Raw genomic sequence first — 13,429 nt, forward strand, 5'->3', positions numbered from 1 at the left:
TGTAATGTAACAGTCTTTTGTTTAACTTGATGTTGTTTATGCCTGAGTATAAAAAATATTAAGGGAGGCGCTATGGGACTGGCGAAGCTTTCTGATTTTCTCAAGCGGAAAAGAACGGATGCTAAATTAACACAAGGGCAAGTGGCAGAGATTCTAGGTTATACCTCGCCACAGTTTGTTTCGAATTGGGAGCGCGGTCTTGCGTATCCTCCCATCGAGACTTTGAAACGATTGGCAAAAATCTACGGCATTGATTTGAATGAAGTGTATGAGGCTTTTTTATCTGCTTCCGTCTCTGACATGGAACGCGATCTTAAAGAAAAATTCTTTTCTGAGAAAAAATCCCGTCGTTCTTCACGTTAAAAAATACTTTCGGCACGTTCTAGAATAAAAACCCCATAATTGTTTGTTTTCACAGTCTCTGAAAAGAGATTGAGGCTTTGCCATGCCATCAAGAAGACTCTTTCAATCACTCAAAAGATTGAAAGGAATTTTTATGGCAGCAGCGATCTCTTCAGGAGACACGGCGTGGTTGTTGGTGGCATCAGGTCTGGTTCTTTTAATGACACCGGGCTTGGCTCTTTTTTATGGGGGCATGGTTAGTAAGCGAAATTTGCTTTCAACCATGTTTCAAAGTTTTATTTCCATGGCAGTGATCAGTGTTTTGTGGGTTCTTGTAGGTTTCAGTCTTGCTTTCGGCGACAGTCTGGGAGTGATCGGGAGCCCGCTCACATATTTTGCTTTTCAAAATGTGTCCTATACTGCGAATCCAGCTTTCGCAGCGACAATTCCATTTGCTCTGTTTGCACTTTTTCAGATGAAGTTTGCAATTATCACCCCCGCTTTGATCACCGGTGCCTTTTCAGAGCGCATTCGCTTTAAAGCGTATTTATATTTTGCGATTTTCTTTAGTCTTTTCATCTACTGTCCTGTCGCCCATTGGACATGGCATCCCGACGGCTTTCTTAGAAAGTGGGGTGTATTAGATTTCGCGGGCGGGACCGTTGTGCACATCACGGCAGGCGTCGCTGCGCTCGCGGCTGCTATGATGTTAAAGAGAAAAGGTGAATCCCAACATAGCACCGGTCAGATCCCTTTGGTCTTAATGGGGACAGGACTTCTGTGGTTCGGTTGGTTTGGCTTTAACGGAGGATCATCATTGGCTGCAAATGCACAGGCCGTGCAAGCCTTCTTAACAACCAATACGGCTTCTGCAGCGGCGATGCTGACATGGGTCTTTATGGATTGGAAGTATCGAGGAAAACCGTCGGCCATGGGAGCCTGCATTGGCGCCGTTGTCGGTCTGGTCGCAATCACTCCGGCGGCTGGATATGTGTCTGTAATTTCAAGCCTGATCATTGGAGTGATTACACCGGTCATTAGTTACTATGTGGTTCGCTGGCGAACTCGGGCAAGTATCGACGACACATTGGATGTCTTTCCTTGCCACGGCGTTGGCGGTATGGTGGGAATGATTGCCACCGCGATCTTTGCGCAAGAAGGTGGGCTCATCACAGGTTCTTGGAAATTATTGGGATTACACGTGGCCGGGTTATTGATTGTGACAGTGTTTACGTTTGTGATGACTTGCGTGGGAATTTGGCTGATTCGCCTGATAACGGAGCCTGAAATCAGTCGAGAGGTGGGAAGTCTTGGATTAGACTTCCACCAGCTCGATGAAGGTGTTCCTTAGTGACGAGTAATTTCCGAGGAAGTTTCTTTAACAAGTTCATTCAGGCAATCCACAAAGAATTTGCAGATGATGAATAAATGAACCTGTTCATTTTGCTCAAGAGTAGGTTCGAGTTCTGGAGACATGAACAATTCCTCAAGCATGTAGTTCAAAATTTCAGGCTGACCTGATTTAGCTTCTTGTTCTTGAAGATTTGCGATCATATCGTCATTGATTGTAAGGTATTTTTCGAATTCTGCTTCTGCAGACTCAAAACGATTTACAACTTCGTCTTCAGTCATCGGTCGCAAAGATTTATATTTGTTTTCGAAAGCATGATTTAAAATCAACGCCATCATGAAACCCAGATCTTGAGCGCCTTCGCTCATGTCTTCAATAAACTCCATAAAGAAGTTCGCAAGATCAGGTTGGACGTCAAAAAGATGCTCCGAAGCCTTTTCTAATTCTGATTCTTCTGTGATGCCACAGATCTTGTCGATAGAGTCTTGGACAGTTTGAAAAGGGATTTTTTCCATGTATTCCTCGGAATTAGTGTTTAACATAGCAGACAAGAGAATACAGGGGAGTCCAACTCGATGCAATTTATTAACTTATTCATAATCTGTTTTATTTCAGTGATGGGAGTAACGTCAGCTCACGCGGGAGAGCCTGATTTGGACTTTTACACTCACAAAATTCAGCCGATTTTTGACAACCGCTGCCTGGCCTGTCACAGCTGCTTCAATGCTCCTTGCCAATTGAATTTGCAAAATTATGATGGATTCCTTCGCGGTGCCAATAAATTGAACGTCTATGATGGCACACGCACGAAGGCTGTTGAGCCAAGTCGGATTTGGGTCGATGCGAAAACCACGGCAGAGTGGCGTAAGAAAGCCTTCTTCACTGTGCACACATCTGAAAAGCCCGATGAGAATCTATTTTTTCGGATGATTAATTTGCGTGCAGATCGCTCAGATTTGTCCGTGACAAAACAAGTTCACGAGTCTGAAGTTTGTGCCGCAAATATGAAAGAATATGAGCTTTTACAAAAAGGCTCTCCAGAGCTGGGAATGCCTTATGGCCTGCCGCCCCTCACTCAAGATCAGTTGAAAACCTTGCAAGGGTGGATTGAAAAAGGGGCTCCGGGGCCAAGTCGGGAGGAACAAAGGAAGCACGATCAGGTTTCCACCACAACGGCGAAACAAATTCGCCAATGGGAGTCTTTTCTTAATCAAACAGACTTAAAGCAACAATTGATCAGTCGCTATCTCTATGAGCATTTGTTTTTAGCCCATATTTATTTTCCTCAAAATAAATCCGAATTTTTCCGCTTGGTGCGTTCGCGCGCAGCTTGTGAAAGTGGCGTGGACGAAATTGCCACACGTAGACCCAATGATGATCCGGGAACCAAAAAGTTTTTTTACTGTTTAAGTAAGTTCCCAGGTACGATGGTCATGAAAACCCACATTCCTTATGAGTGGAATGAGGCAAAGCTTGCTCGCTATAAAAAAGTATTTTCTGAAGGATCTTGGAAAGTTGAATCGTTGCCAAGTTATGCCCCTGGTGTGGCCGAAAATCCCTTTATCGCTTTCAAAGACATTCCGGTAAAGGCTCGTTATCAGTTTTTACTTGATGATGCTCAATACGAAGTGAGCACCTTCATCAAGGGCCCTGTGTGCAATGGAAGTATGGCGGTGAACTCGATCCAAGAACAGTTCTATGTGTTCTTCCTGCAACCACAGTCTGACAACATGGTGATCTCGCCAGAGTATGCAGAAAAAGCCAAAGACATGTTGGTTTTGCCGGGCATGTGGGGCAGTGATGTGGAGCTTTTAAAGACACCCTTGTTGATGAAAAAAATTGTCGATCATCGAGAAGCCTATCGTAAACTTCGTGTGCAAGAGCTATTAAAAATTCGTCCGAAAGGATATTCGCTCTCTGATATTTGGGATGGTGATGGAAAAAATCCGAACGCTCTTTTGACAGTATTCCGTCACGATCAAAATGCCGTGGTTTTAAAAGGTGCTGTGGGGGATTTGTCGAAGACAGCTTTCGTTTTGGATTATCCCCTGCTTGAAAGACTTGTTTATAACTTAGTTGTGAATTTTGACGTCTTTGGAAACGTGAGCCATCAGCTGATGACTCGTGTTTACATGGACATGATTCGCATGGAAGCAGAAGAGTTGTTCTTGATGTTCTTACCGCCGGAACAAAGAATCATTTATCGTCGGCAGTGGTACTCGGGATTACTTGCCGGCGCAAAGATGTCCTACATTTTTCCGACAGTGGGTTCCATCGAGCCAACGGCCGTTCGCTACACAGACTCTCAGAAGACCAAAAAACAATTTGTCGAAAAAGTTTTGTTCTATCGTTTCAATGAACAAGTTCGTGGTTCATTGGATTTACTAAATTGGAAAAATATCGAGCCACCTCGTCGTATGATGAAAAATATCGTGCTCGATCCCTACGATGCAGAGCTTCGCACGGTCGCTTCGATTCCAGCGGAATCAAAAACTCCCTTTGCGCGCTTTTTTCCAGACGTGGCCTATATAACGATTCAAAGTGCTAAGGGCGCCCGAGTTTACACTTTGATTCACAATAAAGAACACGAAAACATTTCTTGGATTACCGGAGAGTCCTTGCGCATGTCTCCGGAAGAGGACACCTTAACTTTCAAAGAAGGTTTTTGGGCTTCTTATCCGAATATGCTTTTCGTCGTGACAGACAACAGTTTGAAAGATTTCGTGCAGAAGATTGCAGCCATCAAGTCAGATAAAGACTACCAGGCGTTGGTGGATATTTACGGCGTTCGTCGTCAGAACAAGAACTTCTGGCAAAGCTACGATGCCTTAAATGCTTTTTATAAAGAACACGCGCCGGAAGATTTTGGATATCTTGATTTAACTCGTTACGATCTCTAGTAGAAAAAACCTTTGCCCTTGTCCCAATGAATTGTGAAAACAGAACAATTTGGGACAGGGATCGGTTCTTTGATCTCGGGTCTTAAGCGATGAATATAACGACGAATCATCAAGCCGTGAGTGCACAACCCCGCGACCGAGAAGTCATGTTTTTGACAAATCTCCAAAAGACCCTTTTCAAATCTTGCGATGGCTGCGAAAGCGGTCTCGCCATCTTTAAATGAAAAATCAAAATCTTCAGAACGGATGGATTGCCAGCGGGCCCAAGCTTCTTCGCCATGAAGGTGTAAGATCTCTTCATAGGTGAGACCTTCAATTTCACCAAGGCAAACCTCGCGAAAATTCGGTGATGTGTGAAGGGGGACTTGAATCTGAGAATTCGCAATACTTGCTGTTTCTTGGGCGCGCGATAAATCACTGGCAAAGAAAAGATCTACAGGATTTTCTTTAAAGAATGCTTGAAGAGTTTCGGCCTGTTTGCGACCTTCGTCATTTAACGGAATATCTGTGTGGCCTTGCAAACGACGACCAACATTCCAGTCTGTTTGTCCATGTCTAAAAAGATGAATGATTTTTGCCATGTTGGGCCTATTGAAGCACTTGCCTCTGAAGAGGGAAAGATAAAAAATCAGTCTATGGGAAAAATTCTTCGCGCATTCCGACAATCCTTCGAATCTTTACTGTCACTTCGTATGGCTTTACTGGTGGTGATTCCTCCGGTTTTTGCTGTCCTCGTGATTTTATTTTTATTTATCTATTTTTGGAGTGGATGGAGTCTAGGCCTCACTCATTTTTTCCAAGCGCTTGGTCCAATGAACTGGATGCAAAATGTAACGGGCATAAGCGAGCTTTCTAGCATCATTGCGATGATCGCCCTGGTTTTACTTTTTATCCCATTAGCCTATTTAGCAGCAGTGATTTTCACCTCTGTTTTTGTGATGCCCGTTGCATTGAAGTGGGTCGTAGACAAAGACTTTAAAGGTTTGGAAAAAAAACGTGGAGGTTCGACCCTAGGCAGTCTTTGGAATACTCTGGTGGCAACGGTGCTTTTCGTTGTTTTATTTTTTGTGACTTTGCCATTGTGGTTTTTGCCTGGATGTCAGCTTTTGATTCCGTTGTTGCTGACGGCGTGGCTCAATAAGCGCGTTTTCATGTACGATGTTTTGCAGGATTTTGCCTCTGCGGAAGAGCGAAAGTTGATCGAGAAAAATGAGTCCCACACCCTTTTTGGGATGGGGATGCTTTTGGGGCTCTTGTCCTATATACCTTTAGCAGTCTTTATTATTCCCGTGGTTTCGGCCCTGAGTTACTCCTACTATGCTTTAAACGAGCTTCAAGCCGTCAGAAAACCCTAAAATGGCCGGGCCCTTTTAGTACGCCTTTCTCCTTGCGCCTTGGTCGCGGCCTTTTTAGGGCTTCCTGGCAAATTGGGTGGATTTTGAGACGTGATTGCGGTATTTGTCTGTTATGGCTAAATGTGGGCATGAACGCAAAAATTTAGATCTCGATTCTTTAAACGAAAGAGTTCGCAAGGCTGGGATGAAGCTCACTCAGCAGCGTATGCAGATGTTGAAGGTTTTGATTCATCATCCTGAGCCTGTTTCTGCCGATGAAATCTTCAAAGAAGTGGGCAGCAAAAAAGATGGTATGGATTTGGTTACCATCTATCGCATTCTTAAAAAATTCGAAGAAGCAAATTTGGTGTCTCGTTTAGAGTTTGGTGATGGCGTTGCTCGCTTCGAGCTGACTCTGGAGTCTGGTCATCATCATCATCACGTGATATGTCGTCAGTGTCAGAGGGTCGAGCCTTTGCATTTGTGCGATCTTGATGCTCACACGAAAATTGTCGAAGCGATGGGATATAAGCAACTTTCCCACCGCTTGGACTTTTTTGGTTTGTGTTCTCAGTGTCAGTAGTCGTTTAGCGAATTCCTGCTGTTAAGTTCAAGTTTAAACCCATTCCGATTCCTGAATAAGGTGACACGTTCGCGTAAGGGTAGCCATTCGCGTACATCATTGAACTTAAACCATTCATTCCGCCATAGCCGTAACCACCAGTCAGATTTCCGTAGTTCATCCCTGAATTCATTCCCATGCCCATAGAACCCATTCCCAGGCCGCTCATTCCGTTCATTCCAGACATGCCATTCATTCCTGACATTCCGTTGCTATACATAGAAGCCATCATCATGGATTGATAGTAGCTGGCCATCATCGCTTGATTCATCTGGTTCATATACTGCTGTTGTTGCATTTGCTGCATCATCATCATGCTGTTCATGCCCATCTGCATGTTTATATTTCCGTTGTTGGCCATTTGATTGTTGTTAAGGCCTTGGAATGGAACACCGGCCTTTTTAGATGAAGAAGAAGAATCGTCATCATCTAAAGCAACATCATCAGTATCTTTCTTAGGCTTGCGGTGAGCTTTTTTTCTAGGTGCAGAATCAATGTCATCCATATCCAGAGCAAGCTTCTCTAGTTTTTTCTGATCGCCAGGAACCTTCACAGAACAATTGCATTCCGCAGAAGCTTCTGTTTTTCCATTTACGTCAACAGCATCACTGCTGTGCAAACCCACGCGAGCTTTTACAAGATCTTTGTCATCGACAGGAATCGCGATGATGAAGTCTTTCTTAAGCTTGTCGTCTTGGCTCAGCTCTTTCAGGCTCACACACGCGGTCGCCGTACTGCATTTCTCATCCTTATGTTTTTCCAAACAAGAAATGGCCTGTCCGTCTTTATCTAAGATCGAGAAAGAATAAAGAGCGTTCTCATCACCTTGAGGGTCGGCTTTGATTGCGATGTGTACTGCACATTCTTTTGGGATATTTCCAGACAAAACAGCTTTCTTAGCTGCTTTGTCGATAGTTCCAGAAAAATCATGAATCAAGCTTTTCGCTTCAGCAAGCGAGAACGAGTGAAGATCCAAAGGACGCACCACATGGAAGTTCGCATCGCTTCCTGGAGGCGGGCCTGGGAATTTATCTTTATCTGTGTCGGCGGCAAGGGCAGGCACGATGTGAAAGGTTTGAAGAACTAAAAAAACAGCGAGGCATTTTTTGGCGAAGTCCATGGGGTCTCTCTTTCAACCGAATAAAACCGGCAATCATTGTTCGAATTGAGATAAGAACAAGATTGATACCAAGGCTTCAGCGCAAAGCTTCCACATTCATCTGACCACATCGGCGGCAAGCCACTTGAACCGTTAATTGTGGAACCTTAGAATGTAAGGCGTATTTTGTTAGACGGGAGCAGTCTTTATACACATTAGGTAGGACTTAAAAACGAATTTATGGAGTTATTGTGGAAGTTTATATAAAGAGGATCTAAACCTTCTATATATAGATTAAATCTCAAGCTGGTTCTGCAAGCGAGGAACACGAATCACAAAGGTTGTATTCGCAGCATTGCGATCTAAAAGAAGTTCGCCACCATGACTTTTGAGAATGCCTGAGGAAATACTCAAACCTAAGCCAGTGCCCTTGCCAACTTCTTTGGTGGTAAAGAATGGCATCATGATTTTTTCGGAGGCTTCGGCGGGAATCCCTTTTCCCGAGTCGATGACTTTGATATTTACAAAGTGATCCTCAGCTTCAACATCCACGCGAATCCATTTTTCCTCAAGATCGGCAATCGCGTCGAACGAGTTATTAAGAAGATTCAATAAAACCTGCTCGATTTGGATCAGGCGACATTCGATTTCAATCTCTTCATCGATTTCACCCATTTGAATTTCCACTCCGTGATTGTAAAAGCGGGTGCGACAGAATTCGAGGGTCTCGGTGATAATGTCCTTCACTGGAACTAAATCAAAAGGGTCGCCACTGCCTTCGCGAGAGAAAGAACGTAAAGATTTAATGATGCGAGCAATCTTATCTGCCGTTCGACTGATACTTTCCGCTGCTTGTTTGATTTTCACGGGGTCCATGCGTTGGCTATCAACCATTTGGGTCAGCTGAAAGGCACGGGCCTGAATAACGGTGAGGGGATTGTTAATCTCGTGGGCGATGCCGCCAGACATTTCGCCTAACGCGGCCATCTTTGTACCTGCGATTAATTTTGCACGAGCTTCTTGGATTTGTCTTTCAGTTTGAATTTCTTCAGTTGAGTCCCAAGCGACACCGTACATTTTAGTTTCTAGCGGATCGGTAAAAAATCGTCCATAGCAGCGAATGTGATGAACTTCGCCGTTGTCCCAAGTCACTCGATACTGCATGTACACGTCTTGACGTTGCGAGATCGACTCGGCCATCTTTGATTTTACGAATTCGGAGTCTTCTTTAAAGATACGTTTGCGAAGCTCATCGATGACTACAATTCCGGGGTGAGGTTGAATGCCGTGAATTTGAAACATGCGCGAGTCCCAATGAGCTGAGCTTTCTTGGTAATTCCACTCCCATGTTCCCATGTGAGCTGCGCCCAAAGACATATTCAGTTTATCGATGGTTGTCTTTAATGTTTCTTCATAAGCTTTGCGTTCGCTGACATCTTTTGTGACACCGAGTAAGGAGCGAACCGCGCCATTTTCTTCGCGAGAAAATACTGTGATGCGATCATTGATCCAGTGATAGATGCCATTACGGTCTTTAAAACGATATTCTGCTTCATAGACGTCGCCATCTTTCATAAGCAGACATTTCTCAAGACCCTTTTGTAAAGCGGGAATGTCGTCAGGATGCATGGTCGTTGACCAATAATCGGGCCCCATACTGCGAATCTCTTCCAAAGAGTATCCGTAAAGAGCTTGCGTTCTCTCGTTCATCCACACCATGTTGTGCTCGACAATATCAAAGATATAAACGCTATTGGGAATAGCTTTATTGATCTTTTCTAAGAGATTACTTTGATCTTCGAGAGCTTTTGGATGAGTCATCGAAATCCAGTTTACGCCAGATTTCGAAGAAGGCAAAAGACCTTCTGCATTTCTTTTTCACTCGCAGAGAGGTCTTTATAATTACCTGGATCTTTGTCTGTGACTACGTTGCTTGATCTTGGCGTTCCATTCTGACAACACGGGCGCAACCTTGGCAAATTTCTGTGATGGGCCAAGCAAGCTCTTGTTTTTTTACGACAACTTTTGTCCCGCAATGTGGGCATGTCGTTTCGCCGGAAAGAACTTGCCCTTCTGATTTAAATCCACGGTATGCAAAGAAAAAACCTAGGAAGAAAAACAAAGGAACAAGCACAAAGTGAACAACTGGCAACAGAACTGATACCAGAGCAATACCCCAGAAGATGGCGAGCTTCTTTAAAGCTACACGAGTTCTTTGAGCTTGGTTAAAGATTTCGATGTAGACGAAGCCGGGTGAGCGTCTTTCATCGCTGACATTTGCGAGGATCGAGATTTTTGTGCCGTTTTCCATAAGGGCATCTTTCTCCTCTGAAATAGATCTGTCAAATCTATCTGAGGTGCAACATAAATTCTCGACAGAGGCCCGCAGGGTGAGTTAAGTGTCTAGATATTTAAAGCTTTTCCGCTAAAACGTTCAAGATGCGCTCGCAGGCTCTGCCGTCCCCAAAGGGATTTTTTGCCTGGGCCATACGGTGATAGATCTCTGGAGTATCTAAAATCTCTTCCGCAGTTTTCAGGAAAGCTTTTTCTTCAAGTGGAATTAGGCGAGATGTTCCTGCGGCGATAGCTTCAGGTCGCTCTGTCTTTTCGCGAGCCACAAGAATAGGTTTTCCTAAAGAGGGCGCTTCTTCTTGCACACCACCTGAATCTGTAATGATCAAGTGAGCTCTGTCCATCAGATAAACGAAAGGCACATAGTCCACGGGCTCGCATAACCAGATTTTGCTTTGCCCCGGTTTTGCTTGCAGATCTTTATCAATCCAACGTGCTTTATCACCAAAAACTTTTTCAGCAGAGGCACGAACCTGTGGATTCATATGAAGCGGTATCAAAATCTCGAGATCTTCGCGCAGTGAAAGGGCAATCAAGCCTTTCATTACCTCTTCCATAGGGGCACCAAAGGACTCGCGACGATGAACGGTGACAAGAACAAGTTTTCGATGGGGGGAAAGAAAGTTGTAGCGCTCTTTGAGCTGTTGATTGAGCTCTTCCGAAGCTAAACGATTCTTTACTTCAAATAGGGCATCAATGCCTGTGTTGCCGGTGACATAGATGTTGTCGCGATGAAAAGTTTCGCGGATGAGATTTTCTTTTGAGGTCTCTGTCGGAGCAAAATGAAATTTCGCGACAAGCCCTGTGGCTTTGCGATTGAACTCTTCAGGGAAAGGAGAATAGATGTCGCCCGAGCGCAAACCCGCTTCCACATGGATAACCGGGACGCGGTGATAGAATGCAATCAAACTCGCTTTAAAACAGCTGGTTGTGTCACCCTGTACGACAACACCATCTACCCTGTTGTTTAACAGGTACTCGTTAAGTCCCTTCATGACACCCATAGAGATGTCGACAAGAGATTGGCCTGGCCTCATAAGGTCTAAATCAAAATCGGGCGTAATCTCAAAAAAGTTCAGCAGAGGTTTAAGCATTTCACGATGTTGACCCGTCGATCCGACGATAACACGAAAGCGCGAATCCCTCTTTGCTAGTAGAATGAATGGAGCTAATTTAACTGCTTCAGGTCGAGTTCCAAAAACAACAAGAATGGTTTTCATGAAGTCGACATTAAGAGTTCCGTTTAATAAATGGCAACGACATTATACTTACAATAGTTTAACTCCTCTTCGCTGCATGCTTTCGCTAACGTCTAACTTCACTAAGAAGCGAGGACCCATGCGAAGAAGAAGGCTGCTGTTCAAAATTTTTTCCACGACAATGCTCATTGTTTTCTCGAGTATAAACTCTTTTGCTGATGAACAAGTGGGTACTTCAACATCTTCTCTTTTCAGCTCTGTGCAAAAGGGTTTTGAAGAGTTGTATTCAGAAAATAGTTACTACACTGAATACAATCTCGTAACGGATACACGCATTCGTTATTATCAGCCTCTTCTTGAAAGTCTTTATACAGGGATCGATGCCTTTGTTGGCGCGAACCTTCAGTATCAATCGCCTGGTGCTAAAGAGAAATATTTTGACGATAGCATCACTCCTTATGTTGGAGTTCGTGGAAGTCTTTTTAAAAGAATCTATTTGCAATTTCAGGCGGGCCTGCGTTCGATCATCAACGAAGACTATTCAGGTGAGCGCTCGCAGTGGGACCCTCGAGTAATATTAAGTGCGGGGGACTTTTGGCAATGGAGTCCACCACAGGTTTTTACGGAAGCCTACGGTGAGTCTACCTTTGTTCCGCGACTTGATTCAACACCGGTCTCAACATTGTGGGTGAAGCAAGGATATCGCTTTCAACCTCTTCTTCATTTGAACCTAGATCCATACGCTGAATTTTACACTCGCGACAGCCGCAGTGCAGATCTTGGTCCCTCAATGACCGAGGTTCGCTTGGGACTTCGCACGCAATGGGTGCAAGGTGGCTGGAATGTAGCAGCTCTGATGTATCATCCATTCGATCGTCACGATACTCACGGAGATATTGAAGGACTTTTAGTTGTCGGAGGGATTTTCTAATGGGAATGAGTTTTGGAAATGGCTTTGGATTCGAAACTCTGTTCGTCCTTTTCACCTGTGTTGTGATTATTGCGACGTCACTGTTCACTCTAGATGATCTCTTTATCGACTTTGTCGCTTTTGCAAAGAAGCTCAAGCCCCGAGTGATTAACGCTTCTGTTTTGGGAAGAATGAAGCGTACCCAGCAAAAACACATTGCGATCATGATCGCCAATTGGAAAGAGGCCGAAGTGCTAGGACCGATGATTCGCGGAAATATCCGGGGGGTCGACTATAACAACTATACTTTTTTTTTAGGGGTTTATCCAAACGACACGGCCACTTGGGAGGAGGCAAGTAGACTTGAAAAGCTTTATCCCGACAGAGTGGTCGTGATCGTAAACTCCCTGCCAGGACCAACATCGAAAGGTCAGATGCTGAATGAAATTGCCCGACAGATTATTGCTTCGGAAGAAGTGACGAAGAAGCACTTTGATTTATTCTTGCTGCAAGATTCGGAAGATGTTTTGCATCGGCATTCTTTAACTCTGATGAACTTTTATAGTCACGAAGCCGACTTCGTGCAAATTCCAGTTTTTTCTTTTGATGTGCCGAAGTTGTCATTGGTGGGCGGCGTTTACATTGATGAATTCAGTGAATCACACACAAAGGATCTTTTAGTACGTCAGGAACTAGGGGCAGCGATTCCATCTGCAGGAGTCGGGACATTAATGTCTCGAGATCTTGTTGTCGGAATGATGTTGCAGCAAGAAGGTCGTTTTCTAAAAGAGGATACTCTGACCGAGGATTACCACTTAGGAATCATGGCCAAACCAATGGGCTTTCGCAGTCAGTTTGCGTGTGTGCAGCTGGAGAATGAAACCGGCGTGATGGAGTTTATCGCGACTCGTGAATATTTTCCGTCTCATTTTATGGCCAGTATTCGTCAGAAAAGCCGATGGACTTTGGGAATTGCATATCAAGGAATGGAAAACATCCAGTGGAGTGGTTCATTGGTCGATCGTTATTTCTTGTTGCGTGATCGCAAAGGTCCTGCCAGCAGTGTTTTAATTGTGCTCGCAACATTGGTTTTATTGAGCTTTATTGGAATTGCTGCTTTTACGGGAAAAGTTCCGGAAGTTTTTCATTCCCGTTGGATTCAAGGATTGATTGCCTTTAACACTCTGGGCATGTGCGTTCGCTTGGGACAGCGAATGCGCGCAGTGAACCGTGTGAATGGATGGCGGCAGATGATGCTAGTTCCAATACGTTGGCCTCTAGCGAACGTTGTGAATGTGATGGCATCTTATCGTGCCTACA

Annotated in this window: 13 protein-coding genes; 7 read left to right on the forward strand and 6 right to left on the reverse strand. The window is 44.4% G+C overall.

Annotated features, from left to right (window positions below):
- Positions 1–72: 72 nt before the first annotated feature.
- On the forward strand, positions 73–363 hold the full coding sequence (locus tag VF412_RS07810) for a helix-turn-helix transcriptional regulator (RefSeq protein WP_331338666.1): 291 nt from the start codon (positions 73–75) through the stop codon (positions 361–363).
- Between the two features lie 133 nt (positions 364–496).
- The gene (locus VF412_RS07815; protein WP_331338667.1) at positions 497–1,693 is read left to right on the forward strand and encodes an ammonium transporter; all 1,197 of its coding nucleotides are present in this window, start codon (positions 497–499) and stop codon (positions 1,691–1,693) included.
- Here VF412_RS07815 and VF412_RS07820 read toward each other — a convergent pair.
- Positions 1,690–2,208, reverse strand: a complete 519-nt coding sequence (locus VF412_RS07820) for a hypothetical protein (RefSeq protein WP_331338668.1) — start codon at positions 2,206–2,208, stop codon at positions 1,690–1,692. The genes VF412_RS07815 and VF412_RS07820 overlap by 4 nt on opposite strands.
- A 60-nt stretch (positions 2,209–2,268) precedes the next feature.
- Here VF412_RS07820 and VF412_RS07825 point away from each other — a divergent pair, with 60 nt between their 5' ends.
- The gene (locus VF412_RS07825) at positions 2,269–4,593 is read left to right on the forward strand and encodes a fatty acid cis/trans isomerase (RefSeq protein WP_331338669.1); all 2,325 of its coding nucleotides are present in this window, start codon (positions 2,269–2,271) and stop codon (positions 4,591–4,593) included.
- On the opposite strand, the gene VF412_RS07830 is transcribed toward VF412_RS07825, so the two are convergent.
- Entirely contained in the window at positions 4,590–5,174 is a 585-nt protein-coding gene (locus tag VF412_RS07830; RefSeq protein ID WP_331338670.1) for a histidine phosphatase family protein, read from the reverse strand. The two genes, VF412_RS07825 and VF412_RS07830, sit on opposite strands and share 4 nt — an antisense overlap.
- A 54-nt stretch (positions 5,175–5,228) precedes the next feature.
- Between VF412_RS07830 and VF412_RS07835 the strand changes: the two genes are divergently transcribed.
- Together VF412_RS07835 and VF412_RS07840 are read left to right on the forward strand one after the other, a co-directional pair.
- On the forward strand, positions 5,229–5,948 hold the full coding sequence (locus VF412_RS07835) for an EI24 domain-containing protein (protein WP_331338671.1): 720 nt from the start codon (positions 5,229–5,231) through the stop codon (positions 5,946–5,948).
- Between the two features lie 184 nt (positions 5,949–6,132).
- Positions 6,133–6,510, forward strand: a complete 378-nt coding sequence (locus VF412_RS07840; protein ID WP_331338672.1) for a transcriptional repressor — start codon at positions 6,133–6,135, stop codon at positions 6,508–6,510.
- Between the two features lie 4 nt (positions 6,511–6,514).
- Here VF412_RS07840 and VF412_RS07845 read toward each other — a convergent pair whose 3' ends face one another.
- The 4 genes from VF412_RS07845 to wecB all read right to left on the reverse strand — a co-directional run bounded on the left by VF412_RS07845 (position 6,515) and on the right by wecB (position 11,220).
- Positions 6,515–7,669 carry a hypothetical protein gene (locus tag VF412_RS07845; RefSeq protein ID WP_331338673.1) on the reverse strand — a complete coding sequence of 385 codons (1,155 nt, stop codon included), beginning with the start codon at positions 7,667–7,669 and terminating at the stop codon, positions 6,515–6,517.
- Positions 7,670–7,942: 273 nt separating this feature from the next.
- Positions 7,943–9,505 (reverse strand): PAS domain-containing sensor histidine kinase, encoded by a 1,563-nt coding sequence (locus VF412_RS07850; protein ID WP_331338674.1) that lies wholly within the window; start codon positions 9,503–9,505, stop codon positions 7,943–7,945.
- Between the two features lie 67 nt (positions 9,506–9,572).
- Positions 9,573–9,959, reverse strand: coding sequence for a hypothetical protein (locus tag VF412_RS07855; protein ID WP_331338675.1), 387 nt, complete (start codon positions 9,957–9,959; stop codon positions 9,573–9,575).
- 100 nt (positions 9,960–10,059) lie between these two features.
- Positions 10,060–11,220: a non-hydrolyzing UDP-N-acetylglucosamine 2-epimerase gene (wecB, locus tag VF412_RS07860; RefSeq protein WP_331338676.1), complete on the reverse strand. Its 1,161-nt coding sequence runs from the start codon at positions 11,218–11,220 to the stop codon at positions 10,060–10,062.
- Between wecB and VF412_RS07865 the strand changes: the two genes are divergently transcribed.
- Together VF412_RS07865 and VF412_RS07870 are read left to right on the forward strand one after the other, a co-directional pair.
- Complete coding sequence (locus VF412_RS07865) at positions 11,219–12,130, forward strand: hypothetical protein (protein WP_331338677.1); 912 nt, start codon at positions 11,219–11,221, stop codon at positions 12,128–12,130. The genes wecB and VF412_RS07865 overlap by 2 nt on opposite strands.
- Positions 12,130–13,429, forward strand: a 1,300-nt coding sequence (locus VF412_RS07870; RefSeq protein WP_331338678.1) for a glycosyltransferase, incomplete at its 3' end; no start/stop codon positions are given. The genes VF412_RS07865 and VF412_RS07870, both read left to right, overlap by 1 nt.

Origin of the sequence: Bdellovibrio sp., from assembly GCF_036384735.1 — a bacterium.
Taxonomy (GTDB): domain Bacteria; phylum Bdellovibrionota; class Bdellovibrionia; order Bdellovibrionales; family Bdellovibrionaceae; genus Bdellovibrio.